This is a genomic window from Arenimonas caeni (assembly GCF_003024235.1).
Taxonomy (GTDB): domain Bacteria; phylum Pseudomonadota; class Gammaproteobacteria; order Xanthomonadales; family Xanthomonadaceae; genus Arenimonas; species Arenimonas caeni.
In genome coordinates this window covers 105,818-128,809 of record NZ_KZ679089.1, presented here as the reverse complement: position 1 = coordinate 128,809, position 22,992 = coordinate 105,818, and the positions used below count along the sequence as shown (strand labels likewise).

The window sequence follows — 22,992 nt, the reverse complement described above, 5'->3', positions numbered from 1 at the left end:
CCTCAGAGGCCTGCCAGGCTGGCCGCGCCGATGCCCAGCATCGCCATGACCACGCCGAGGACGATGCCGATCACGACCAGGATGATCATGTAGACCAGCACGACCAGGAGCGAACGGCCGAAGCCGATCGAACCGCCGTCGGGGCGCTTGATTATCAGGTTGACGCAGAACGCGTTGATCAGGAAGTTCGCCACCAGGCTGATGCCGAGGAAGGCCAGGCCCGCGCCGGCCATGGCGACCGCGGCAGCTTCCGAATCCCCCGCCCCCATCGCGCCACTGCCGATCCCGAGCACCATGCTCAGCGCGAAGTTGACGATGAAGCCCAGGATGCCCGCCACCACCACCGTGCCCAGCGAGCGCAGGTAGCCCGCCGGGAAACCCGCGGCGATGCGCACCGAAAGCTTGAGGATGAGCGCTGCAACCAGCAGGCCCACCACGATGAAGAGCAGGGACACCACCAGCATTCCACCAATTGCCGCCATTTCCATCACGAACCTCCCCGTTCATTGAATAGATGCGCATCGCGCCGGGGGACTTTGGCCCGGGTTGGCCTTCCGTGGCAAGCACCGGCGCCGGAGCGGCGATAATGGCCCGCCGCCCCGCCTGGTCCTGCCGATGCCCCTGCGCGACATCCTGATCGCCCTGCTGATCTGCCTGGCCTGGGCCGGCAATTTCCTCGGCTCCGCGCTGGCCTTGCGCGAACTGCCGCCGCTGCTGTTCACCGCGCTGCGGCTCGTGCTGCTGGTACTGCTGCTCGCGCCCTTCCTGCGACGACCGGCGCCCGGGCAGTGGCCGCGGCTGCTGGCGATCTGCATCAGCACCGGCGTGCTGCACTTCGGCCTGAGCTTCTGGGCCCTGAAGCTGGCCGGCGACCTGAGCTCGCCGGCCATCGTCATGCAGAGCTACGTGCCGATGTCGGTGCTGCTGGCCTGGGCAGTGCTGGGCGAACGCTTCGCCTGGCGCACGGGCACGGCCATCGCGCTCAGCTTCGCCGGCGTGCTGGTGCTGGGCATGGACCCGCTGGTGCTCGACCACCCGGCTTCACTGGCGCTGATGCTGGCCTCGGCGTTCTTCCTGGCGGTCAGCACGGTGCTGATGCGCGGCCTGGGCGGGGTCACGCGCTACGGCATGCAGGCCTGGATCGCCGCGGTGGGCGTGCTGCCGCTGCTGGGCCTGAGCCTTTGGCTCGAGCCCGGTGCGCTGGCGACGCTGGGCGCGCTTTCCGGCACGGCCTGGGCCGGCATCGCCTACGCGGCGATCGTCGCCTCGGTGATCGGCCACGGCCTCTATTACTCGCTGGTGCAACGGCACGCCGTGGCGAAGGTGATGCCCTGGCTGCTGCTCACGCCGGTGTTCGCCTCGGCCCTGGGCATCGCCTTCTGGGGCGACCGGCCCGGGCCCCGGCTCTGGCTGGGTGGCGCCATGACCCTGGCCGGCATCCTGCTGATCGCCCTGCGCTCCCAGGCCAAGTCCCGGCCTGCGCCGGTCGCCGAAGAGCTTTGATTTTTGCCGCGGATTTGCGCGGCAAAAAAAGAAGGCGGGCCGAAGCCCGCCTTCCCGGTGAAGCGACACGCGTGGATCAGAGGCGCGGGGTCCAGGTGTCCTTCTCGCCCGGGCGCAGCAGCAGGCGGCACAGCGCCGGGAGGAAGATGATCGCGGCGACCATGTTCACCACGAACATGAAGGTGAGCATGATGCCCATGTCGGCCTGGAACTTGAGGTCGGAGAAGATCCACATCGCCACGCCCACCGCCAGGGTCAGCGCGGTGTAGAAGATCGCGATGCCGGTGGTCTTGAGCGCGATGAAGTAGCTCTCCGAGAGCGTGCGGCCCGGCGTCTGCATCGCCTCGCGCATGCGCGCGAAGATGTAGATGCCGTAGTCCACGCCGATGCCAACGCCCAGGGCCACCACGCACAGCGTGTTGACCTTCATGCCGATGTCGAGCTCGACCATCAGCGAGTGGCCCAGCTCGGTCACCAGCACCAGCGGCAGCAGGATGCACAGCGCCGACAGCGGGCTGCGGAAGCTGAGCAGGCACATCACGAACACCGCCGCGTACAGCAGGTAGATGATGGTGTGCTCGGACTCACGCACGGTGTCGTTGGTGGCCGCCATCACGCCGACGTTGCCGGTGGCCAGGCGCAGGTTCACCTGGTCGGGAGCGAAGCCCGGCTCCTCGAGCGCACGCTCGGCCAGCTGCACGCGCAGGTTGCCCTCGGTGTAGGCGTTGTTCTGCTCGCGGAACTCCTTCACCGCCGCGACCACGCGGTCGATGGTGGTGGCGCGGTGGTCCGAGGTGAAGATGGTGATCGGCATCGCGCTGCAGTCTTCGTTGAGCAGGCCCGAGTCGGTCTCGAAGCTCTGCGTCGCCTGGCGCAGCGTGTCCGGGTCGCGCGGCAGCACGCGCCAGGCGGCCAGGCCGTCGTTCCAGCCGGCGTTGACGATCTTGGCGGCGGCCGGCAGCGTGATCACCTGCTCGACACCCTCGACGTTCTCCATGTGCCAGGCGAAGCGGTCGATCAGCTCCATGGCGGCGTAGGAGGTGGTGCAGGCCGAGGGACCGGCTTCTGCGATCACGTTGAGGATGTCGACGCCCAGGGCGAAGCGCTCGGAGATCAGCACCGCGTCCTGGTTGTAGCGCGCGTCGGCATGCAGTTCGGCCACGCCCTGCTGGGCGTCGCCGATCATCACCTTGTTGCCGTGCTGCCAGGCGAAGAACCAGCCGACCAGGCCGATGGCGACCACGGTGTAGGCGATCTTCGGCCGGCTCAGCCGCGACAGCGCCGCCCAGATGCGGTCGAAGCGGGTGAGCTGGCGCAGGCGGAACTCGCGCTTGCGGTCGATGTTGCGCAGGCGGGTGTAGCTCAGCAGCACCGGCAGCAGCACCAGGTCGGTGAGGATGGTCAGGGCCACGCCGACGGTGGCGGTGATGGCCAGCTCGCGCACCATGTCGATCGGGATGACCATGATCGCGCCGAAGCCGATGCAGCCGGCCAGCAGCGCCACGGTGCCCGGGATGAGCAGCATGCGGAAGGACAGGCGGGCCGCCTCGAGCGGCTCGACCGCGTCCTTGGCGCGTGCGCGCAGTTCGTCGACCGTGCCTTCCTCGAGGCCGCCGAAGAAGATCTCGCCGCGGAAGCGGTTGATCATCTGCTCGCCGTGGCTGACCGCGATGGCGAAGATCAGGAAGGGCGTGAGCATGTTCATCGGGTCGATGCCGAAGCCCATCAGCTGCAGGGCGCCGAGCATCCACACCACCGAGACCAGCGCCGCCGCGACGGTGAGCGAGGCCAGCTTCACCGAGGTCGAGTACAGGAACAGCAGCAGCCAGGTGAAGGCGATGGTGAGCGCGAAGAAGTTGATGACCGAGCGCGCGCCGTCGCTGATGTCGCCCACCATCTTGGCGAAGCCGATGATGTGGACGGTGTGGTTCTCGTCCTCGTACTTCTGGCGGATGGCCTCGAACTGGTCGGCCACCTGCTGGTAGTCGAGCTTGTTGACGTCCGACTCGGGGATCAGGTCGGCCCAGATCATCGCGCCCGAGAAGTCCTTGGCCACCAGCCGGCCGACGATGTTGGCCTTGATGATGTTGCTGCGGATCTGCTCGTAGTCCTCGTCGTAGGCCTGGAAGCCCTCGACGTTCGGGGTGAAGGTCTGCGGGATGACGTTGCCGCCCGAAAGGCCGTCCTCGACCACCTCGATGAAGCGCACGTTCGGGGTGAACAGCGAACGCACGCGGGCGTCGTCGGTGGCGTCGAGGTTGATGACCTCGTTGGTCACGTTCTCCAGCGTGGCCATGAACTGCTGGTCGAGCATGTCGCCGTCCTTCGAGATCACGGCCACGAGCACGCGGTTGGCACCGCCGAACTCGAGTTCGTAATCCTGGAAGGTCTGCATGTACTCGTGCTGCAGCGGCACCTGCTTCTTGAAGCCGGCGTCCACCTTGAGCTGGCTGGCGAAATACAGCATCGCCACGGTGATGATCGCGAACAGCACCAGGATGACCGGCCGGTTCGCAAAGACGATGTTCTCGGCGAAGCGGGCGAACGGGCCGGGCTGGGCGTTGGGCAGGCTCATGGAAACTCCCTTACTGCGGGCGGAACTGGCCGGCGCCCTTGTCGCCAACCACGATGAAGCCGGCGTCGCCGGCCGGCATGACCCCGGTCAGGTTCGGCGTTTCGCCGCTGGCCATCTCGAAGCGCGTTTCGGTGAACGGCGAGTCGCCGTCGGGCCGGTGCAGCACCACGCCGTTGGCGCCGACCAGGATGGCGCCGCCGCCGGGCAGCGCATGGCCGCCCATCAGCGAGGTGCCGACGCCGGTGTCGACCGCCGTCCAGGATTCGCCCAGGTCGTGCGACTCGAGCACGTTGCCGCGCAGCCCGTAGGCCAGCAGGTGCCCTTCCTCCCAGGCCAGGATGCCGAACATCGAGCCCTCGTAGGGAAGGCGCTTGCGCTCCCAGGTTTCACCACCGTCGAACGAGCGCAGGAAGGTGCCGCGCTCGCCGGCGATCACCAGGGCGCCGTTGCCGGCCTGGGCCATGGCGTAGAAGTGCGGGTCGGCCTCGGCCTCGAGCTCGAGGTCGGAGGCGTCGAAGGTCCAGTCGTCGGCCGGGGAAGACTCGTCCGCCGGGGCCTCGTCCTGCACCGCCTCATCGTCCTCGTAGCCGAGGATCTGGCGCGGCTCCCAGCTGACGCCGCCGTCGGCGGACACCAGCATCATCGCGTAGGCGCCGACCGCGAAGCCGTTCATGCCGTCGGTGAAGTGGATGTCCATCACCGGCACGCCGTCGAGCGGGTCGGCGTAGTCGGGAGTCCAGGTCTGCACACGGCGACGGGTCCAGGTCTGGCCGCCGTCGGTGGAGTGCACGATCACGCCGTCGTGGCCGCCGGCCCAGAGCACGCCGTTGGTGCTGGCGATGGTGGTGAGGTTGGATCGGGTCGGCACCGGCGCCTGGCGCCAGTCGGCGCCGTCGTCGGAGACCAGGATGTGGCCGCGCTCGCCGACGGCGAAGTAGCCGGCGGCGGTCTGCACCACGTCCAGCAGCAGCGAGCGGCTCGCGCGCGGCATCATCTCGGCGTCGAGGGTGGCCGGGTCGGCCGGCGGCGTGCCGGCGCCGGGTTCGGTCGCGGCGCCTTCGCCCCCGGCGGGCGTGGCCTCGTCGGCCATTTCGAATTCGGTGGTTTCCGCGACCTCGTCGGCCGCGCCGTCGTCCTGCGCCTGCACCACCAACGGCAGCGCCAGCGCCAGCGCCAGGGCGCCGGCCAGGCGCGTGCGGGTGATCAACTTGCTCGGCATTGTGTCCTCCTGCCCCTGCCCCGGCACGCGCGGGGCCATTAACGCAGCCGCGCCCTTTCGGGCGCGGCTGGTATTGCCTTCACGCTGGAATCAGCGCACGCCCGCGGTGCGCAGGTTCTGCGGCGAGTAGTTCGCCGGGGTGCTCTGGTAGCCGAAGTCACGCGGCTTGTCCTCGTTGTCGAGCAGCATGGTGATGTAGCGGCCCGACTTGAGGTCGTGGTGGGTCTCGAGGGTGGACCAGAAGGTCGGCACCTCGTAGTAGTTCACCGACGGCGCGTCCGAATAACGCCACAGGTTGCCCTGGCCGTCGTAGTGGTCGATCAGCATGATCTGCCAGCTGTCTTCGTCCAGGTAGAAGGTGCGGCGGCTGTTGATGTGGCGCTGGCCCTGCTTGAGCTTGGCCTCGACCACCCACATGCGGTGCAGCTCGTAGCGCATGAAGTCGGGGTTGAGGTGGCCCGGACGGATCAGGTCGGCGACCTTGGTCTTGTCGCTGTGGGCGCGGTAGGCGTTGTACGGGACCAGGAACTCCTTCTTGCCCACCAAGGTCCATTCGAAGCGATCCATGGCGCCGTTGAACATGTCGGTCATGTCATTGGTGCGCAGGCCGTCCGAGGCGGTGCCCGGGTTGTCGTAGGCGACGTTCGGGGCGCGGCGCACGCGGCGCTGGCCCGGGTTGTACACCCACGCCTGGCGCGGCGCGGCGGACGCGTTCAGGGTTTCGTGCACCAGCAGCACCTGGCCGGCCAGGCGGGCCGGGCCGAGCACTTCCTGCTTGAAGTACAGCAGGATGTTGTTGATGTTCTCGGAGGTGTTGCCCGGCTTGTAGTACAGGCCCAGCAGCTCCTCGCGGACCCTGGTCAGCGTGAAGTTGCCGTTGGCGCTGGGAGCCGCCTGGTTCGAGTAGCTGATCACCGACAGGCCCTTGTACTTGAGCTTGTGGTTCCAGATGACCTCGTGGGCGTTCTGCGGGATCGGGAACGGGATGCCCTCGGCGCAGTTCTGCACGCCCTCGCCGTTGGCGACCAGCTGGCACTGGGTGGCGTTGCGCTTGGTGAACTCGTAGGTGCGCTGCGGGAACGAAGCCGAGCGGCGGGTCGGGTACACGTCCATGCGGAAGGTCGGGTACTTCTCGAACATCGCCTTCTGGCCCGGCGACAGCACGTTGGCGTACTGGTTCATGTTCGCGCGGGTGACCGAGTACAGCGGCTTGTCGCTGGCGTACGGGTCGATGTGGAAGGTGCCGACGCGGAAGCCGGCCGGCGGGGTGGTGATGCCACCCTCCCAGGCCGGGATGGTGCCGGCGGCGTTGCCGGCCCGCTCGGCGCCGACCGGGGTGAGCTCGTTGCCGAGCTTGGCGGCTTCCTGGGCGCTGACGGCGGCCTGGGCGGTGCCGAAGGCGAACACCGCGGCGCCCGCTGCGAGGGCCAGTGCATGTTTCCTGTAGTTCTTCATCCTATTTCTCCTGGCCTCAGAACGAATACTTGACGGTGAAGGCCGCGAAGTCGCGGTCGTGGATCTGGTTGTACTGCTCGGCGCCGCTGAACGAGGTGTAGCTCAGGTCGAACACCCACTTCTGCAGGTAGTTCGCCTCCACGCCCAGGGTCAGAGACTTGCGACCCTCGAGGAAGTTCCCGCCCGGTCCCGGGGTGATGCCGTTCACGTCATGGTTGAACGCGACGCGCGGAGAAACCGTGAACGGGGTCCCGAAGACGCTGCTGTAGTCGGCACGGGCCGCCAGGCGATAGCCCCAGGAGAACGCGGTCGGGAAGCCGCCGTTGAGCGTCTGCGGGTTGCGCATGCAGCCGAACAGCAGGGCGCCCGCGCCCGGGAAGCCCGCGGCGACCGAGTCGCCGACGTCGCAACCACCGCTGGTGTCGGTGCCCTCGCCCTCGTAGCGTAGCTCGGAGGCCGCCGGCAGGTCCCACACCTCGGTCGCACCGATCTCGGCCACCATGGCCAGCTGGTCGGCGCCCAGCACCTGGGCGAAGGCCTTGGTGAAGGTCATCTGCAGCTGGCTGACCTCGTGCTCGCGCCAGCCACGCACTTCCTGGCCGAGCGCATAGCTGCCGAGCTGGCTGTTGAACTGCAGCGACGGCGCCGGGATGAACGGGTTGAGCGGGGTCAGCGCGGCGAACAGCAGTTCGACGTCATCGACCTGCAGCGGCATGTTCGGGCGGTGGCTGACCTCGCCCTGCCAGGCGATGCCGCCCGGCAGCGTGGTGTTCCAGCTGACGCCGAACATCTGGATGTCTTCCGGGAACTCGGCGAAGAAGCGGCCCGAGGCGGCGCCGACCAGCGGGTTGTTCACCGCGCGGCCGGACAGCAGCGGCACGCGGCTGTGGTAGTTCAGGAAGTAGAAGCCGAACTCGGTTTCGTTCAGGGCCTCGGCGTACCAGCGCAGGGCCAGGCCGTACTGGCCGCTGTCGCGGGCGTTGCGGTTGGGCAGGCGGCCCACCGCGTTGCCGCAGCCGATGGCGATGATCTGGCCGGCGGTGGCCGGGCCGTAGATCGCGGCCAGGTCGGCGAAGCGGTCGGAGTTGGCGAAGCCCGCCGGGCCGTTGTAGCAGGTGGCGAAGAAGTTCTCCGGGTTGTACACCGGCTGCGGCGTGGTGCCGAAGCCCAGCATCACGTAGGTGCCGCCCGGGGTGGCGAAGTCGTTGGCACTGAAGTAGGTGCCGGCGGCGTCGATCTCGATTTCCTCGAACTCGAACATGTACAGCGCCTCGAGCGAGACGTTGTCCGAGAGGTTGATCGAGCCCCAGACCATGTCGATCGGGAGGAAGGCCTCCTTCAGCTCGGCGCCGGCGACGCGCAGCGCCGACAGGTCGACCGGGTTGATGACGTTGATGCCGTTCTGGATGAAGGTGCTCTCGCCCCAGCTCACCACCTGGCGGCCCAGGCGCACGGTGCCGCCCAGCTGGCCGTCCTCGCCGAGCTCGAAGTTCTTGAAGACGAAGGCGTCGAGCATGCGGAAGCGGTCGCCGATGCGGTCCTTGGCCTCTTCGGTCAGGTCGTCGCGGTCGGCGTTCTCGAAGTCGTAGAAGTAGGTGGCGCGCATGAACGCACCCCAGTCACGCCAGTTCAGGCTCAGCTCGGAGGTGATCTTGACGGCGCTGGAGATGGCGTCGCCCTGGTCGTACTTGAGGTTGCCGTCGTCGCGGTTGGCGGAGAAACGGCCCAGCGCGCCGATCTGCGCGGCCGAGCCCGGCACGCCGCCGGTGCTGGTGCAGCGGCCAGCGCCGACCGGGATCATGCCCAGCGGCACGTTCTGCGCGCACAGCAGCGGGTCGAACCAGGACTTGGCGACCAGGTCGTCGTCGCGGTCCTCAACGCGCCACGAATAACCGAAGGACACGGTGGTGTCGAAGCTGCCGGTCAGTTCGCCGCGGCTGAATTCGAAGGCCTGCGCGGCCGGGGCCATCAGCAGGCCGAGGGCGACGGCGGAGGCCAGGCGGGCACGAGCGACCCGCCCGCGGTTTGCATGCTGTTTGATCATGGGTGCTTCCTCGGGTTCGGATCGTCGGCTTGGATTTCGGGGCCCCGCCAAACGCGGCGGGTAAGGCTTGCGGCGCATGGGGCCGCGGCGAAAACGTTCTTCATGGCGTGCTGGCTTCCCCCCAGACTCTAGAGCATTTCCTCTAGGCATATTAATTGTTCGTTAGGAAATGGCAATGCTGTTGCGTATGGTGCGGCCGGACACGCTTTTGCTGCGGCGCATCATCGATCGGGAAAGTCCGCCGGCGCCGGCGAGAACGGGCGCGCAGGCAGCCCCAGCGCGGCCTGTACCGGGCCCCGGTCGTAGGCCAGGTCCTGGTCCAGGCGCGCCAGCACGCCCGGCCCGGGACCGCGCCGGCCCAGCAGGGCCAGCCCGGCCCGGAACAGCGGCGCCGGCACCCTCAGCAGGCGGGCGCCGGGCGCGCCGGCACGCAGGCAGCGGGCCACCATCTCGTCGTAGGCCAGGGCCTCGCCTCCCGGCAGGTCGAACAGGCCGGGCACCGGAACCGGTGCCCGCAGCGCCGCGAGCACCGCGGCCGCGACGTCATCGGCATGGATGGGCTGGCGCAGGCCGCGGGCCGTTCGCGGCAGCGGCAACCAGCGCAGCCGCCGGCCCAGCCCGACCCAGCGCGCCAGGTTGCGGTCGCGCCCCCGGCCCCAGACCAGGGTCGGCCGCAGCAGGGTCAGCGCACAGCCGCGCGCCGCGCAGGCCGCCGCGAGCCGGCGCTCGGCCGCCTCCAGGGTCCGCACCAGCTCGCGCTCGGCCGGGTCGGGCGAGCCGGCCTTGCCGTGCACCGAGGTCGAGCCCAGGGCCACGACCCGGGCGGGGGCCGCGCCGGAGGCCTCGAACCACTGCGCGAAGGCATCGAGCGGGCCGAGGCTGGCGATCGCATCGGCGGCGGGCAGCGGACCCGGGGCCGGCAGGGCCCCGGAGTGCCAGCGCACCCGTTCCTCGTCGGCCGGCGGCTGCCTCGAGACCGCGAGCAGCGGCGGGTCCCCGGGGTACAGCTGCGCCCGCAGCCCCTCGCCGACCATGCCGGTGAGTCCGAACACCAGCCATTGCACTTGTTTATCCGTGCGCTCCATGGCCGAAGCTTACCCGCGGCGGCGGCGTGCACGGCGCACGAACAACCGGGTGCGATATATTCGTCGGCCAACTCGTCGTGCGACGACTCCCCCCACCGCCGCCCCGGCTCCCGGCCGCAGGACGCGGACAAGCAAGGAACGCGATGCTCGAACTTCTCCTGGCCACCCCGTTCGTCCTGGCGCTGCTGGTCGGCCTGTTGCCGGCTTCGCGCCGCCGTCTCGCGGCCTGGTTGGCCGGGATGGCACCGGTCATTGGCCTGGTGCTCCTGGCATTGCTCACGAGCCTGGTGCTCGACGAAGGCGCGGCGCGCAGCAGCCGCGAGTGGATCCCGGGGCTGGGCCTGGCCTTCAGCCTGCGCCTGGATGGCCTGGCCTGGATGTTCGCCGGCCTGGTGCTGGGCATCGGCGGCCTGATCGTCCTGTACGCGCGCTACTACCTCAGCCAGGAAGACAGCATGCCGCGCTTCCTGTCGCTGCTGCTGCTGTTCATGGGCGCGATGCTGGGCATGGTGCTGGCCGGCAACCTGCTGCTGCTGGCCGTGTTCTGGGAGCTGACGAGCATCAGCTCCTTCCTGCTGATCGGCTTCTGGCACCACCGCTCCGACGCCCGCGACGGCGCCCGCATGGCCCTGGTGATCACCGGCGCCGGCGGCCTGGCCCTGCTGGCCGGCGTGGTGATGATCGGCAACATCGTCGGCAGCTATGAGCTCGACGTGGTGCTGGCCTCGGGAGAACTGCTGCTGGCGCACCCGCTCTATCCCTGGGTGCTGGTGCTGGTGCTGGCGGCGGTGTTCACCAAGAGCGCGCAGTTCCCCTTCCACTTCTGGCTGCCGCAGGCCATGGCGGCGCCGACCCCGGTGTCGGCCTACCTGCATTCGGCGACGATGGTGAAGGCCGGCGTGTTCCTGCTCGCGCGCCTGCACCCGGCGCTGGCCGGCAGTGACCTGTTCTTCTACCTGGTCAGCAGCGTCGGCGCGGTCACGCTGCTGGTGGGCAGCTGGTACGCGATCTTCCAGCACGACCTCAAGGGGCTGCTGGCCTATTCGACCATCTCGCACCTGGGCCTGATCACCCTGCTGCTGGGCCTGGGCTCGCCGATGGCGGTGGTGGCGGCGCTGTTCCACATCATCAACCACGCCACCTTCAAGGCCTCGCTGTTCATGGCCGCCGGCATCATCGACCACGAGACCGGCACCCGCGACATGCGCCGGCTCGGCGGCCTGCGCCGGCTGATGCCCATCACCGCCACGCTGGCCATCCTGGCCAGCCTGGCCATGGCCGGCATCCCGCTGCTCAACGGCTTCCTGTCCAAGGAGATGTTCTTCGCCGAGGCGCTGGCGATCCAGGGCCACGACGTGCTGCGCACCGGCATCCCGGTCGCGGCGCTGCTGTTCGGCGCCTTCGGCATGGCCTACAGCCTGCGCTTCGTGCACGACACCTTCTTCGGCAAGGGCCCGCGCGCGGTCAAGGGCGAGGTGCATGAGCCGCCGCTGTTCATGCGCGTGCCGGTGGCCCTGCTGGTGCTGGCCTGCCTGGCCGTGGGCATCGCGCCCGGCCCGACCATCGGCGCGGCGCTGGAGATCGCAGCACGCGGCGTGCTCGGCGACGCGGTGCCGGCCTACAGTCTTTCGATCTGGCACGGCTTCAACCTGCCGCTGGCGATGAGCGCCGCCGGCGTGCTCGCCGGCATCGCCCTGTACTTCGGCCTGCGCCGGTTGTTCGACCTGCACGCCGTGGTGATCCGGGCCACCGGCCACCGGCTGTTCCGCCTCAACATCGACTCGCTGCTGCGCAATGCCCAGCGCGCCACCAAGGCCATTGCCAACGGCAGCCTGCAGCGCAGCATGGTGTGGCTGGTGCTGGCGGCGGTGGCCGCGGGCGCCGCGCCCTACCTCGCGTCCTGGCCGGAAGGCGGGCCGCCGGTTCCCGACCTCGCCTTCGGCCAGCCGATGGGCCGCCTGGAATGGGTGCTGTGGGTGCTGCTGGTGGGCTCGACCCTGATGACGCTGGCGCACTACCGCCAGCGCCTGCTGGCGGTGATCGTGATGGGCGGCGTGGGCCTGGCGGTGAGCCTGAACTTCGTCGCGCTGTCCGCGCCCGACCTGGCCCTGACCCAGCTGCTGGTCGAGATGGTGACGCTGTCGCTGCTGCTGCTGGGCATGCACTACCTGCCCGCCACCTCGCCGACCGAGCGCAGCCTGCCGCGCCGCCTGCGCGACGGCGCGATCGCGGCGGTGGCCGGCCTGGGCACCGGTGCGCTGGCCTATTCGATGATGAGCCGCGAGCCGGTCGGCATCGCCGAAGAGCTGCTCGCGCGCTCGCTGCCCGAGGCCTGGGGCGCCAACGTGGTGAACGTGATCCTGGTCGACTTCCGCGGCTTCGACACCTTCGGCGAGATCACCGTGTTCGGCATCGCGGCGCTGGTGGTGCACGCCATGCTGCGGCGCGCGCGCATGGCGCCCGAGGCCGTGATGCCAGGCCCGCCGGTGAAGCTGCCGGTGCCGGCGGACCTCGCGCAGATCATGTTCCCGCTCACCCTGACGGTGTCGATCTTCCTGTTCCTGCGCGGCCACAACGCGCCCGGCGGCGGCTTCATCGCCGGCCTCACCCTGGCCGTGCCGCTGCTGATCCAGTACGTCATCCAGGGCGCGACCTCGGTCGAGTCCCGGTTCGGCTTCGACTACATCCGCCTGGTCGCCTCCGGCCTGGCCATCGCCGCGCTCACCGGCCTGGCGGCCATGCTGTTCGGCCTGCCCTTCCTCACCAGCGGCCATTACGACCTCGTGCTGCCGCTGCTGGGCACGATCCCGCTGGCCAGCGCCGCCGCCTTCGACCTGGGCGTCTACCTGGTGGTGTTCGGCGGCACGATGCTGATGCTCTCGATGATGGGCACCCTCAAGCCCTCGCGCCTGCTCGAGGCCCGCACCGGCGTGATCGACCCCGCGCGCCGCTCCCCCCTGACCGCTGAGGTGGACTGATGGAACTGGCGATGTCCAGCGCGATCGCCCTGCTGGTGTTTGCCGGCGTATACCTGATGCTGCGCGCGCGCAGCTTCGACCTGATCCTTGGCCTGACGCTGCTCTCCTACGCCACCAACCTGCTGATCTTCTCCAGCGGCCGGCTGGTGGCCGGCAAGCCGCCGGTGCTGCGCGAAGGCGTCGCGGCCACCACGGCCAGCTACACCGACCCGCTGCCCCAGGCGCTGGTGCTCACCGCCATCGTCATCGCCTTCGCGATGACCGCGGTGACCATCGTGCTGGCCATGCGCAGCCGCGCCGACAACCGCAGCGACCACGTCGACGGCCACGAGGACGCGCCCCGATGAGCCACCTGCCCATCCTGCCGGTCCTGCTGCCGCTGCTTGGCGGCGCGCTGTGCCTGTTCGTCGAGCACCGCCGCTTCGGCGCCATCCCGCAGCGCACCGTCGCCTGGCTGTCGATGGCGGCCACGCTGGCCGCGGCCATCGCCCTGCTGGGCACGGCCAGCGGCGGCGACGTCACCGCCTACCTGCTCGGCGACTGGCCCAACCACCTGGGCATCGTGCTGATGGTCGACCGGCTGTCGGCGCTGATGGTGCTCACCACCAGCATCCTCGCCGCAGCCTGCCTGCTGCACGCCTGCTCGGGCTGGGACCGGCGCGCGCCGCACTTCCATGCGCTGTTCCAGTTCCAGCTGGTGGGCCTCAACGGCGCCTTCCTCACCGGCGACATCTTCAACCTGTTCGTCTTCTTCGAGGTGATGCTCATCGCCTCCTACGGCCTGCTGCTCAGCGGTGGACGCGGCGTGCGCATGCGCGCCGGCCTGCACTACGTGGCCTTCAACATCGCCGCCTCCACCCTGTTCCTGATCGCGCTGGGCCTGGTGTACGGCGTGTTCGGCAGCCTGAACATGGCCGAGCTCTCGGCCCGCATCGCCTCCCTGCCCCCGGCCGACCTGACCATCGCCAAGGCGACGCTGGGCCTGCTGCTGGTGGTGTTCTGCGCCAAGGCCGCGCTGCTGCCGCTCTACCTGTGGCTGCCCGACGCCTATGCGCGCGCGCCGGCCGCCGTGGCCGCGCTGTTCGTGATCATGACCAAGGTCGGCATCTACGCCACCCTGCGCATCGGCCAGCTGCTGCTGGGCGAACCAGCCGGCGAGCTCGCCGGCTACGGCCAGGACTGGATGGCCTGGGGCGCGGTGGGCACGCTGGCGCTGGGCGCGCTGGGCGTGCTGGGCGCGCCGAGGCTGCGCGTGCTGTCGGCCTACCTGGTGGTGGTGTCGGCGGCGACCCTGTTCATCGCCTTCTCGCTGCGGGCCGAAGCGGCGCTCGGCGCAGGCCTGTACTACCTGCTGCACAGCACTTTCGTGGTGGCGGCGATGTTCATGATCGCCGACCTGGTGCGCCGCAGCCGCGGCGACGAGATGCGGGACCTGACCCACCCGGTGGCCTCGCCGGCCGTGCGCAAGGTCGCGGGCGTGATGTTCCTGGTGGCCGCCGTGTCGGTGGCCGGCCTGCCGCCGCTGTCGGGCTTCTTGGGCAAGCTGGCGCTGCTGCAGGCGGTGCCCGAGGCCGACGTGGCCTGGGTCTGGACCGCCATCCTGGCCAGCAGCCTGATGGTCATCGTCGGCCTGGTGCGGGCCGGCAGCAACCTGTTCTGGCGCGTGCCGCCGCCCCTGCCCGAGGTGGTCGGCGCGCCCCCGGCGACCACCCGCCCGGTGGAGACGGTGGCGACGATGCTGCTGCTGGTGCTGGGCGTGGCCCTGTCGCTGGGCGCCGCACCGGTGGTCGAGTACACCCGCGCCACCGCCGCGCAGCTGATGTCGCCGCAGGACTACGTCCGGCAGGTGCGCGACACCGACCCGGCCTGGAGGAACCCGTGATGTTCAGGCGCTGGTTCCCCTCGATCCCGCTCACGCTGTCGGTGGTCGCGTTCTGGCTGGTGATGAACGACGCCTTCAACCCGGCGCACATCGCCTTCGGCCTGCTGCTGGGCCTGGTGATCCCGCTGTTCGCGGCCCGGCTCGACCGCGAGTTCGCCCGCATCGGCAGCCTGCGCGGCGTGCCCCGACTGCTCATGCACCTGCTCTGGGACATCCTGGTGTCGAACATCACCGTCGCCCGCCAGGTGCTTGGCCGCGAGACCCGCATCCACCCCGGCTTCGTCTGGTACCCGCTGGACATCGACAACATCCACGGCATCGCCGCGCTGGCCAGCATGATCACGCTCACCCCCGGCACGGTGACGACCACGCTGTCGGGCGACCGCAAGTACCTGCTGATCCACGTGTTCAACCTCGATGACGCCGACGCCCTGATCGCCGGCATCAAGGACCGCTACGAACGCCCGCTGATGGAGATCTTCCCGTGACCCCGAATGGATCACCCCTGGGCCTGCTCGAGCCCGCCATCGTCGCTTCGATGTTCGTGGTCAGCGTGGCCATGCTGCTCTCGCTCTACCGGCTGCTGCGCGGGCCGACGGTGCCCGACCGCATCCTGGCGCTGGACACGCTCAGCGTCACGGCCATCGCCGAGCTGATGCTGCTGGGCATGTACATCAAGTCCTCGATCTACTTCGAGGCGGCCCTGGTGATCGCCATGCTCGGCTTCGGTTCGACCGTGGTGCTGAGCAAATACGTCATGCGCAGGGACATCGTCGAATGAGCATCGTGATCGAAATCATGCTGGTGGTCCTGCTGGCGGTCGGCAGCGCCTTCGTGCTGGTCGGGGCCTTCGGCCTGGTGCGGCTGTCGGAATTCTTCAAGCGCCTGCACGGCCCGACCAAGGCCAGCACCCTGGGCGTCGGCTGCCTGCTGGTGGCCTCGGTGAGCTACCACACCTTCATCGGCAGCGACCCGCAGCCGCGCGAGCTGCTGATCACCGCCTTCCTGTTCATCACCGCGCCGATCAGCGCCTTCATGATGGCCAAGGCGGGCCTGTCGCTGCGCATGGACGACATGCCGCAGCTGCCCGGGCGCGCCGAGGACACGCACGTGCCCGAGCGCCCCGACCACGCGCCCGACGAGCGCGAGTGAGCGACGCCGATAGCCGACGGCTATCGGGAGAATGGAAACAAACGAATGGATCAGGCCCCCGGCTGCCCCCAGACTCAGGGGGTCGTCCGAGGAGTGCCCGCCATGGCCAAGACCCTTTCTTTCGCCGCCGTTCATTTCACTGTCGCCTTCGGCGTCGGTTACGCGCTCACCGGCAGCGTGGTGGTGGGTGGCGCCCTGGCGCTGGTCGAGCCGGCCTGCAACACCGTGGCCTACCACTTCCACGAAAAGGTCTGGAAGCGCATCGAGGCGCGCCGCGAAAAGCCGGCGTTCAGCGCCTCCCTGAGAGTCTGAGCACGAATCCCGCCGCCTCGCACCGGGGCAGGAGCGCCGCGTCGGGATCGGCGCCCCGGCGAACCCGCCGGGGCGTTTTTTTATTTCTTCTTCGGCAGGTACAGGTCGGTGATGCTGCCGTCCTGGATCTCGGCCGCCATCGCCACCGATTCGCTGAGCGTCGGGTGCGGGTGGATGGTGTGGCCGATGTCGGCGGCCTCGCAGCCCATCTCGATCGCCAGCGCGACCTCCGCGATCAGGTCGCCGGCGTGCGGGCCGACGATGCCGGCGCCGATCACGCGCTCGGTGTGCTCGTCGAAGATGAGCTTGGTGAAGCCCTCGGTGCGGCCGATGCCGACCGCCCGGCCCGAGGCCGCCCACGGGAACTTCGCCACGCCCACGGCCAGGCCCTTGGCCTTGGCTTCGGTCTCGGTGACGCCGACCCAGGCGATCTCCGGGTCGGTATAGGCCACCGACGGGATCACGCGGGCCACCCATTCCTTCTTGTGGCCGGCCGCGACTTCCGCCGCCAGCTTGCCCTCGTGCGTGGCCTTGTGCGCCAGCATCGGCTGGCCCACCAGGTCGCCGATGGCGAAGATGTGCGGCACGTTGGTGCGCATCTGCCGGTCGACCGGGATGAAGCCGCGCTCGGTGACGGCCACGCCGGCCTTGTCGGCGCCGATCTTCGCGCCGTTGGGCGCGCGGCCCACGGAGACCAGCACGCGGTCGTACTTCGTCTCCGACGGCACGGAATCGCCTTCGAAGGCCGCGTGCAGGCCGTCCTTCTTCGCGTCCACCCTGGCGACCTTGCATTTGAGGTGCACGGCCACGCCGCGCTTCTTCAGCAGGTCGGCCAGCGGCTTGACCAGGTCCTTGTCGGCGCCCGGCATCAGCTGGTCCATGAACTCGACCACCGTCACCTGACTGCCCAGCGAGGAATACACGCAGGCCATTTCCAGGCCGATGATGCCGCCGCCGACCACGAGCAGCTTCTTCGGCACTTCGACCAGCATCAGCGCATCGGTCGAATCCATCACGCGCGCGTCGTCCCAGGGGAAGCCGGGCAGCTTCACCGGCTGCGAGCCGGCGGCGATGATGCACTGCCGGAAGCGCACGCGCTTGAAGCCCTCGTGCATGCGCACTTCCAGCTCGTTGGGCGAGACGAAGCTGCCGCTGCCGGTGAGCGTTCGCACCTTGCGCTGCTTCGCCATGCCGGCCAGGCCCTTGTTCATCTGGGCGACGACCTTGTCCTTGTGGCCGCGCAGCTTGTCCAGGTCGATCTTCGGCTTGCCGAAGTCCACGCCGAAGTCCTGCGCGTGCCTGGCTTCCTCGATGACCGCGGCGGCGTGCAGCAGGGCCTTGGACGGGATGCAGCCGACGTTGAGGCAGACGCCGCCGAGTGCTTCGTAGCGCTCGACCAGCAGCACGTCCAGGCCGAGGTCGGCGGCGCGGAAGGCGGCGGTGTAGCCGCCGGGGCCGGCGCCGAGCACCAGCAGGTCGCATTCGAGGTCGGCCTTGCCACCCGATGCAGGAGCGCCTGCAGGCGCGAGTTCCTGCTTCGGGGAAGGCAAAGGCTTCGCGCCTGAAGGCGCTCCTGCAGGGGCAGAGGCTTCGGCTTCGGCGATGGCGATCACGTCGCCGGCCGAGACGGTGTCGCCCACCTTCACCTTCAGCGCGACGATCCTGCCCGCGGCGCTGGCCGGCACTTCCATCGTCGCCTTGTCGGACTCCAGCGTCGCCAGGCCCTGGTCCTTCTCCACCACGTCGCCGGGCTGTACGAGCAGCTCGATCACCGGCACGTCCTTGTCGTCGCCGAGGTCGGGAACACGAAGTTCGATCTGGGCCATGGTTTTCTCCTGCGGGGGCCGGCACGCACGCCGGGCGGGGTTTCAGGTGGCCTGGCGCCAGCGGGCGTAGAGCTCCGGCCGGCGGTCGGCGAGGTTCTTGACGGTGCCGTCGCGGCGCGCCTCGAGCAACGCGGCCAGGTCGAGGTCGGCGAACACGATCTGCTCGACCTGCGCACTGGCCTCGGCGGCGATGCCCTCGGGCGGGAACGGGAAGTCGCAGGGCGTGTAGACGCCGGACTGCGCGTACTGGATGTCGAAGTTGGCCACGCCCGGGCAGTGCCCGACGTTGCCGGCCGCGACCACGTACACCTGGTTCTCGACCGCGCGCGCCTGGCAGCTGTAGCGCACGCGCAGGTGGCCGGAGCGCACATCGGTGCAATAGGGCACGAACAGCACCAGGGCGCCCTGGTCGGTGAGGTGGCGGCCCAGTTCGGGGAATTCGCTGTCGTAGCAGACCATGATGCCCACCGGGCCGGCGTCGGTGGCCAGCACGTCGGCGGACTCGCCACCGCCCACCGCCCAGCTGCCCTGCTCGCTGGGCGTGATGTGCAGCTTGTCGCGCCGGTGCAGGGCGCCGTCGCGGGTGGCGATGAAGCAGGGGTTGCGCAGCGTGCCTTCGTCGGTGCGCGTGGGGTGCGTTCCGCCGATCACGTGGATGCGGTACTGGCGCGCCAGCCGCTGCAGCAGCGCGGTGAAGGCCGGCGTGTGTTCGCTCAGGCGCTCGATCGCCTCGGCCGGCGACAGCATGCGCGGCTCGGCGCTGAGCAGCTGCAGGGTGAACAGCTCCGGGAACAGCACGAAGTCGCTGCCGTAGTCGGCCGCGACGCGCACGAACTCCTCGACCTGCGCCGCGAACTCGTCGAAGCCCGCGACCCGGCGCTGGCCGTACTGCACCGCCGCCACGCGCACGCGCGCCGGCGGCTGGCCGGGAACGGGCGGCAGCGGCTGGGACATCAGAGCAGCAGCCGGCGCAGGTCGCCCAGCACCTGGGCCAGGTAGCTGGTGAAGCGGGCCGCGGCGGCGCCGTCGATCACGCGGTGGTCGTAGCTCAGGCTCAGCGGCAGCACCAGGCGCGGCGCGAATTCCCTGCCGTTCCAGACCGGCTTCATCGCGCTGCGCGAGACGCCGAGGATGGCCACCTCCGGCGCGTTGATGATCGGCGTGAACGCAGTGCCGCCGATGCCACCCAGCGAGCTGATCGAGAAGCAGCCGCCCTGCATGTCGGCCGAGGTGAGCTTCTTGTCGCGCGCCTTGGCGCTGACCTCGCCCAGCTCGCGGGCCAGCTCGAGCAGGCCCTTGCGGTCGGCGTCGCGGATCACCGGCACCACCAGGCCGTCGGGCGTGTCCACCGCGATACCGATGTTGAAGTACTGCTTGAGCACCAGCTCGTCGCCGTCGAGCGAGGCGTTGAAGGCCGGGTACTTCTTCAGCGCCGCCACCGCGGCCTTGATCAGGAAGACCAGGGGCGTGACCTTCACGTCCTTGTTCTCCTCGCCCAGCTTCTTGCGGAAGGCCTCCATCTCGGTGATGTCGGCGTCGTCGAACTGGGTGACGTGCGGGATCATGGCCCAGTTGCGCGCCAGGTTGGCGCCGCTGAGCTTCTGGATGCGCGAGAGCGGCTGGCGTTCGATGCCGCCGAACTTCGAGAAATCGACCTTCGGCCACGGGATCAGGTCGAGGCCGCCACCGCCACCGCCACCGCCGGCGCGCGGCGCGGCACCGCCGGCCATCACCTGCTTGACGAAACCCTGCACGTCCTCGCGGGTGATGCGGCCGGCGCGGGCGCTGCCGGCCACCTGGGCCAGGTCGACGCCCAGCTCGCGCGCGAACAGGCGCACCGCCGGGCTGGCGTACGGCACCTTGCCCGGCATCAGGGCCTCGGCGTCGAAACGCACGGGCGGCGAGCTCGGGTTGCCCGCGGGCGCAGCGGGCGCGGCCGGGCGCGCGGCGGGTTCGGGCTTCGGCTCAGGCTTCGGCTCAGGCTTCGGCTCGGGCTTCGGCTCGGCTTTCGCCTCGGCCTTGGGCGCCGGCGCAGGCTCGCCGGCCGCCGCGGCCGGCTCGATCAGGGCCACGACCGAACCTTCCGACAGTTCGTCGCCCACCTTGACCTTGAGCTCGCGCACGATGCCGTCGAACGGCGCCGGCACTTCCATGGTGGCCTTGTCAGACTCGAGGGTGACCAGGCCCTGGTCCTTCCTGACCTTGTCGCCGGGCTGCACCAGCAGCTCGATCACGGGCACGTCCTTGTCGTTGCCGATATCCGGCACCCGCGCTTCCTTGAGCTCGGCCATGGTTCACCTGGGAGTTGCTGACGGTAGGCCGGCTATTGTCCCCCCCTCGCGCGCAAAAAAAACCCCCCGGGGGGTGCCGGGGGGATTGGGGAGCGCAAACACCGTCGGCCACGCGTGCTGGACATGGCCCGGTGGGGTTCCCGGGGGACCCGAGCGCAAAGGGGAAACCGGACCCGCCGCCACCCTTGTTTCGGATGCACAGGCTGGCCCGATCGTTGCACCACTGCCTGTGCCATTTGGGACAGCGCCTGCCGACAGGGGTTCCCCCGGCGCTTCACGCTGCGTTGGCGCCGGGCTCACCGCCGCTTGATGGCGGCCGCAGCAACCTGCGCGGCACCGGCAATGGGCCGGCCCCCCGAACGACCCAGGAGAATTCCAAATGCAGCGCCTCGTGCTGACCAGCCTTGCCCTCGCCGCCGCCATGGCGGCCACCAGCGCCAACGCCCAGGGCTTCACCTCGACCCTCGGCTATAGCAACACCGACCCGAAGTCGAACAACGGCACGCTCGCCGGCGCCGCCGCCAGCGTGAACGACGACTGGAGCGTCACCGGCAGCTTCGCCTATGCCTTCAACGACAACTTCTCGGTCGAGCTGTGGTCCGGCCTGGCCAAGTTCGAGCACGAGGTCACCCTCGCCGGCCTGGGCACCGTCGCCAGCGTCGAGCATCGCCCGACCACGCTGAGCCTGAACTACCACTTCGCCCCCGACAGCAAGGTGCGCCCGTTCGTGGGCCTCGGCTACGGCTGGGTGAACGTGTCCGGCGAGCGCACGCTCGGCGCGCTGGCCGGCCTGGGCATCGACGCCTCCAACGCCGACGGCATCGCCTTCGGCGCCGGCCTGGACTGGTACGTGAACGACAACTTCTTCATCCGCGCCGACGTGCGCAAGCTCGACTTCGACACCGACGTGACCGTCGAGACCCTGGGCGCCGTCGGCACCGCCGACGTCGATCCGGTCGTCTACGGCATCAGCGCCGGCCTGCGGTTCTGACCGTCGTGGGCGGGGCGCCCCCGCGCCCCGCCCGCACTTCCCCCGGCCTCAGTCGGCCTTGCCGGCGCGACGCTCGTCGCGCTGCGCCTTCCGGAACGCCCGGAACTCTTCCTTGCTGATCTCGCCGTTGCCGTCCTTGTCGATGGCGGCGAAGTTCTCGGCGATGCGCGGCGCCTTGTCGCCGAGCTCGGCGCGGCTGATGGCGCCATTGCGGTCGTCGTCCATTCCCACGAACAGGCCCGCCATGTAGCCCTGCATGCGGTGCCCGCCGCGGCCGCCGTGGCGCATCTTGCCGTGCATGGCGCGCATTTCCTCGCGGCTGATCCTGCCGTCGGAATTGGCGTCGATCCGGTCGAAATTCTCGCCCAGGCGCGCGTGGTGCGCGGCGGCCTCGGCGCGGTCGAGCGCACCGTCGCCATCCTTGTCGGACGCGGCCCAACGGGCATCGGCCTGGGCGCGCCACTCGGCGCGGGCGGCGTCACGGTCGGCCGGCTTGTCGGCCTGGGCGAAGGCCAGGCCGCTGGCCAGGGCGAGGGCGGTGAAGATCAGGGTCTTGCGCATGGGATTCTCCGGTTCGCGGCGGTGCATTCCGCCCACATCTGCAAGAACGCAGCCCGCCGGCGCCGGTTGACCCCACGCCCCAGCCTGCGCGGCCCACGTTCAGCTTGCCGGGGCTCGAGGGCTGCGGCATGTTCTTGGCATCCCCCCGGAGGCTCCCGCCATGCGCCGCAACATCCTCGCGACTGCCCTCGTCCTCGCCCTCGCGGCTTGTTCCCGCGAACCCGAACCGGCGCCGGCGCCTGCTCCCGCACCTGTCGCCGCCCCGGCGCCCGGGGCGCCGTCCGAAGCCGGCGTCGCCGAAACGGCGGACAGCCCCGCCGACCAGGTGCCGCGCACCTTCCTGTGCCGCGGCAACGAGCCGTTCTGGGCCCTGGAGGTCGGCGTCGACGGCGGCGTGCTCAGTACGCCGGACGGCGAGACGGTGCTCGCCGGCGAACTGCGCGCCACCGAGACCGGTGCCTTCACCTTCCGCGGCGCCCCCGAAGACCAGCCCGAGGCGGTGCTCGGCGCGGTGCTCGCGCCGGCGCAGTGCTTCGACACCATGGCCGACGGCCCGGCGATGCCGTTCAGCGCCACGCTCAGCTTCGCCGGCGGCCTCGAGGGCAATGGCTGCTGCACGGCCGAATACGGCCTGGACCTCGATGCCGCGCCGGTGTCCGACGCCGCGGGCAAGGCCGAGGGCGACTGGTCGCGCCATCTCCCGTCGCTGGCCACGGCGGTGCTGCGCTGCGCCTTCGACGGCGGCGTGGCCACCGAGGCGGTCACCCGCGCCTGGCCGATGAACCACGGCAAGGCCGGCGTGCGCCTGCGCGACAGCAGCCAGGCGCGCTTCGACTGCGTGGTCGACCTCGGCCACGGCGACATCGAATCGGTGGCGCCGGTGGCCGCGGGCGACGACCTGCCCGGCGAGGGCTCGCCGCTGTGGCTGCCGGTGGGCGAGCAGCCGCCGGTGCTGCACTGCGGCCGCGTCGAACGCGTGCTGGGCGCCGATGGCCTGCTCACCGGCTGGCTGCACTACCCCGAGGGTTGCCCGGCCCCGGGCGCCTGAATGGCCGATTTCGCCCCCAAGGCGTCGTTTTAGCCACTGACGGGCCGGTTTCGCCAGCGAGACCCTGTGC

General features: G+C 69.9%; 20 protein-coding genes. 10 read left to right on the top strand and 10 right to left on the bottom strand.

All coding sequences use genetic code 11. The annotated features are described in order from the left end of the window. Window positions 1-2: 2 nt before the first annotated feature. Window positions 3-455, bottom strand: coding sequence for a hypothetical protein (locus C6N40_RS07965; protein WP_162782147.1), 453 nt, complete (start codon window positions 453-455; stop codon window positions 3-5). Window positions 456-615: 160 nt separating this feature from the next. On the opposite strand from C6N40_RS07965, the gene C6N40_RS07960 reads away from it, so the two are divergent. Then, window positions 616-1,503: a DMT family transporter gene (locus tag C6N40_RS07960; RefSeq protein WP_106990487.1), complete on the top strand. Its 888-nt coding sequence runs from the start codon at window positions 616-618 to the stop codon at window positions 1,501-1,503. A 76-nt stretch (window positions 1,504-1,579) separates the two neighbouring features. On the opposite strand, the gene C6N40_RS07955 is transcribed toward C6N40_RS07960, so the two are convergent. The 5 genes from C6N40_RS07955 to C6N40_RS07935 all read right to left on the bottom strand — a co-directional run bounded on the left by C6N40_RS07955 (window position 1,580) and on the right by C6N40_RS07935 (window position 9,881). Next, window positions 1,580-4,078, bottom strand: coding sequence for an efflux RND transporter permease subunit (locus tag C6N40_RS07955; protein ID WP_106990486.1), 2,499 nt, complete (start codon window positions 4,076-4,078; stop codon window positions 1,580-1,582). 10 nt (window positions 4,079-4,088) lie between these two features. Further along, on the bottom strand, window positions 4,089-5,297 hold the full coding sequence (locus C6N40_RS07950; RefSeq protein WP_162782146.1) for a WD40/YVTN/BNR-like repeat-containing protein: 1,209 nt from the start codon (window positions 5,295-5,297) through the stop codon (window positions 4,089-4,091). 90 nt (window positions 5,298-5,387) lie between these two features. Next, window positions 5,388-6,752: a DUF1329 domain-containing protein gene (locus C6N40_RS07945; protein WP_106990484.1), complete on the bottom strand. Its 1,365-nt coding sequence runs from the start codon at window positions 6,750-6,752 to the stop codon at window positions 5,388-5,390. 16 nt (window positions 6,753-6,768) lie between these two features. After that, on the bottom strand, window positions 6,769-8,796 hold the full coding sequence (locus C6N40_RS07940; protein ID WP_162782145.1) for a DUF1302 domain-containing protein: 2,028 nt from the start codon (window positions 8,794-8,796) through the stop codon (window positions 6,769-6,771). 221 nt (window positions 8,797-9,017) lie between these two features. Then, window positions 9,018-9,881, bottom strand: a complete 864-nt coding sequence (locus C6N40_RS07935) for a Rossmann-fold NAD(P)-binding domain-containing protein (protein ID WP_162782144.1) — start codon at window positions 9,879-9,881, stop codon at window positions 9,018-9,020. Between the two features lie 143 nt (window positions 9,882-10,024). On the opposite strand from C6N40_RS07935, the gene C6N40_RS07930 reads away from it, so the two are divergent. From C6N40_RS07930 to C6N40_RS07900, 7 genes are all read left to right on the top strand, one after another. Beyond that, window positions 10,025-12,859, top strand: coding sequence for a monovalent cation/H+ antiporter subunit A (locus tag C6N40_RS07930; RefSeq protein ID WP_106990481.1), 2,835 nt, complete (start codon window positions 10,025-10,027; stop codon window positions 12,857-12,859). After that, window positions 12,859-13,206: a Na+/H+ antiporter subunit C gene (locus C6N40_RS07925; protein WP_106990480.1), complete on the top strand. Its 348-nt coding sequence runs from the start codon at window positions 12,859-12,861 to the stop codon at window positions 13,204-13,206. Before C6N40_RS07930 ends, C6N40_RS07925 begins: the two co-directional genes overlap by 1 nt. Further along, window positions 13,203-14,741, top strand: coding sequence for a monovalent cation/H+ antiporter subunit D (locus C6N40_RS07920; RefSeq protein ID WP_106990479.1), 1,539 nt, complete (start codon window positions 13,203-13,205; stop codon window positions 14,739-14,741). Before C6N40_RS07925 ends, C6N40_RS07920 begins: the two co-directional genes overlap by 4 nt. Continuing rightward, on the top strand, window positions 14,741-15,229 hold the full coding sequence (locus tag C6N40_RS07915; protein ID WP_106990478.1) for a Na+/H+ antiporter subunit E: 489 nt from the start codon (window positions 14,741-14,743) through the stop codon (window positions 15,227-15,229). Before C6N40_RS07920 ends, C6N40_RS07915 begins: the two co-directional genes overlap by 1 nt. A gap of 50 nt (window positions 15,230-15,279) precedes the next feature. Beyond that, window positions 15,280-15,522 (top strand): K+/H+ antiporter subunit F, encoded by a 243-nt coding sequence (locus tag C6N40_RS07910; protein ID WP_106990511.1) that lies wholly within the window; start codon window positions 15,280-15,282, stop codon window positions 15,520-15,522. Beyond that, window positions 15,519-15,893 carry a Na+/H+ antiporter subunit G gene (locus C6N40_RS07905; protein ID WP_106990477.1) on the top strand — a complete coding sequence of 125 codons (375 nt, stop codon included), beginning with the start codon at window positions 15,519-15,521 and terminating at the stop codon, window positions 15,891-15,893. The genes C6N40_RS07910 and C6N40_RS07905 overlap by 4 nt, the downstream gene beginning before the upstream one ends. 102 nt (window positions 15,894-15,995) lie before the next feature. Further along, window positions 15,996-16,205, top strand: coding sequence for a DUF2061 domain-containing protein (locus tag C6N40_RS07900; protein WP_106990476.1), 210 nt, complete (start codon window positions 15,996-15,998; stop codon window positions 16,203-16,205). An 80-nt stretch (window positions 16,206-16,285) separates the two neighbouring features. Here C6N40_RS07900 and lpdA read toward each other — a convergent pair whose 3' ends face one another. Genes lpdA through aceF form a run of 3 tightly spaced genes read right to left on the bottom strand, consistent with a single transcriptional unit; the run spans window position 16,286 to window position 20,322 of the window. Next, complete coding sequence (lpdA, locus tag C6N40_RS07895) at window positions 16,286-18,031, bottom strand: dihydrolipoyl dehydrogenase (protein WP_106990475.1); 1,746 nt, start codon at window positions 18,029-18,031, stop codon at window positions 16,286-16,288. Window positions 18,032-18,073: 42 nt separating this feature from the next. Beyond that, a complete protein-coding gene (locus C6N40_RS07890; RefSeq protein WP_106990474.1) occupies window positions 18,074-18,985 on the bottom strand; it encodes a carbon-nitrogen hydrolase family protein in 912 nt (303 codons plus the stop codon). Continuing rightward, the gene (gene aceF / locus C6N40_RS07885) at window positions 18,985-20,322 is read right to left on the bottom strand and encodes a dihydrolipoyllysine-residue acetyltransferase (protein ID WP_106990473.1); all 1,338 of its coding nucleotides are present in this window, start codon (window positions 20,320-20,322) and stop codon (window positions 18,985-18,987) included. Before aceF ends, C6N40_RS07890 begins: the two co-directional genes overlap by 1 nt. 379 nt (window positions 20,323-20,701) lie before the next feature. Between aceF and C6N40_RS07880 the strand changes: the two genes are divergently transcribed. After that, complete coding sequence (locus C6N40_RS07880; protein ID WP_106990472.1) at window positions 20,702-21,313, top strand: OmpW/AlkL family protein; 612 nt, start codon at window positions 20,702-20,704, stop codon at window positions 21,311-21,313. Window positions 21,314-21,361: 48 nt separating this feature from the next. On the opposite strand, the gene C6N40_RS07875 is transcribed toward C6N40_RS07880, so the two are convergent. Beyond that, window positions 21,362-21,874, bottom strand: a complete 513-nt coding sequence (locus C6N40_RS07875) for an EF-hand domain-containing protein (RefSeq protein ID WP_162782143.1) — start codon at window positions 21,872-21,874, stop codon at window positions 21,362-21,364. A 160-nt stretch (window positions 21,875-22,034) separates the two neighbouring features. Here C6N40_RS07875 and C6N40_RS07870 point away from each other — a divergent pair, with 160 nt between their 5' ends. Next, a complete protein-coding gene (locus C6N40_RS07870; RefSeq protein WP_106990470.1) occupies window positions 22,035-22,922 on the top strand; it encodes a hypothetical protein in 888 nt (295 codons plus the stop codon). The last annotated feature ends 70 nt before the right edge of the window (window positions 22,923-22,992 follow it).

What these genes read in the sequence shown, in the direction of transcription:
- C6N40_RS07935 (WP_162782144.1), bottom strand. Translation starts at nt 9,881, where the DNA reads ATGGAGCGCACGGATAAACAAGTGCAATGGCTGGTGTTCGGACTCACC.
- C6N40_RS07870 (WP_106990470.1), top strand. Translation starts at nt 22,035, where the DNA reads ATGCGCCGCAACATCCTCGCGACTGCCCTCGTCCTCGCCCTCGCGGCT.
- C6N40_RS07890 (WP_106990474.1), bottom strand. Translation starts at nt 18,985, where the DNA reads ATGTCCCAGCCGCTGCCGCCCGTTCCCGGCCAGCCGCCGGCGCGCGTG.
- C6N40_RS07880 (WP_106990472.1), top strand. Translation starts at nt 20,702, where the DNA reads ATGCAGCGCCTCGTGCTGACCAGCCTTGCCCTCGCCGCCGCCATGGCG.
- C6N40_RS07925 (WP_106990480.1), top strand. Translation starts at nt 12,859, where the DNA reads ATGGAACTGGCGATGTCCAGCGCGATCGCCCTGCTGGTGTTTGCCGGC.
- C6N40_RS07875 (WP_162782143.1), bottom strand. Translation starts at nt 21,874, where the DNA reads ATGCGCAAGACCCTGATCTTCACCGCCCTCGCCCTGGCCAGCGGCCTG.
- C6N40_RS07960 (WP_106990487.1), top strand. Translation starts at nt 616, where the DNA reads ATGCCCCTGCGCGACATCCTGATCGCCCTGCTGATCTGCCTGGCCTGG.
- C6N40_RS07945 (WP_106990484.1), bottom strand. Translation starts at nt 6,752, where the DNA reads ATGAAGAACTACAGGAAACATGCACTGGCCCTCGCAGCGGGCGCCGCG.
- C6N40_RS07920 (WP_106990479.1), top strand. Translation starts at nt 13,203, where the DNA reads ATGAGCCACCTGCCCATCCTGCCGGTCCTGCTGCCGCTGCTTGGCGGC.
- aceF (WP_106990473.1), bottom strand. Translation starts at nt 20,322, where the DNA reads ATGGCCGAGCTCAAGGAAGCGCGGGTGCCGGATATCGGCAACGACAAG.
- C6N40_RS07910 (WP_106990511.1), top strand. Translation starts at nt 15,280, where the DNA reads ATGTTCGTGGTCAGCGTGGCCATGCTGCTCTCGCTCTACCGGCTGCTG.
- C6N40_RS07915 (WP_106990478.1), top strand. Translation starts at nt 14,741, where the DNA reads ATGTTCAGGCGCTGGTTCCCCTCGATCCCGCTCACGCTGTCGGTGGTC.
- C6N40_RS07905 (WP_106990477.1), top strand. Translation starts at nt 15,519, where the DNA reads ATGAGCATCGTGATCGAAATCATGCTGGTGGTCCTGCTGGCGGTCGGC.
- C6N40_RS07900 (WP_106990476.1), top strand. Translation starts at nt 15,996, where the DNA reads ATGGCCAAGACCCTTTCTTTCGCCGCCGTTCATTTCACTGTCGCCTTC.
- C6N40_RS07950 (WP_162782146.1), bottom strand. Translation starts at nt 5,297, where the DNA reads ATGCCGAGCAAGTTGATCACCCGCACGCGCCTGGCCGGCGCCCTGGCG.
- C6N40_RS07955 (WP_106990486.1), bottom strand. Translation starts at nt 4,078, where the DNA reads ATGAGCCTGCCCAACGCCCAGCCCGGCCCGTTCGCCCGCTTCGCCGAG.
- C6N40_RS07940 (WP_162782145.1), bottom strand. Translation starts at nt 8,796, where the DNA reads ATGATCAAACAGCATGCAAACCGCGGGCGGGTCGCTCGTGCCCGCCTG.
- lpdA (WP_106990475.1), bottom strand. Translation starts at nt 18,031, where the DNA reads ATGGCCCAGATCGAACTTCGTGTTCCCGACCTCGGCGACGACAAGGAC.
- C6N40_RS07930 (WP_106990481.1), top strand. Translation starts at nt 10,025, where the DNA reads ATGCTCGAACTTCTCCTGGCCACCCCGTTCGTCCTGGCGCTGCTGGTC.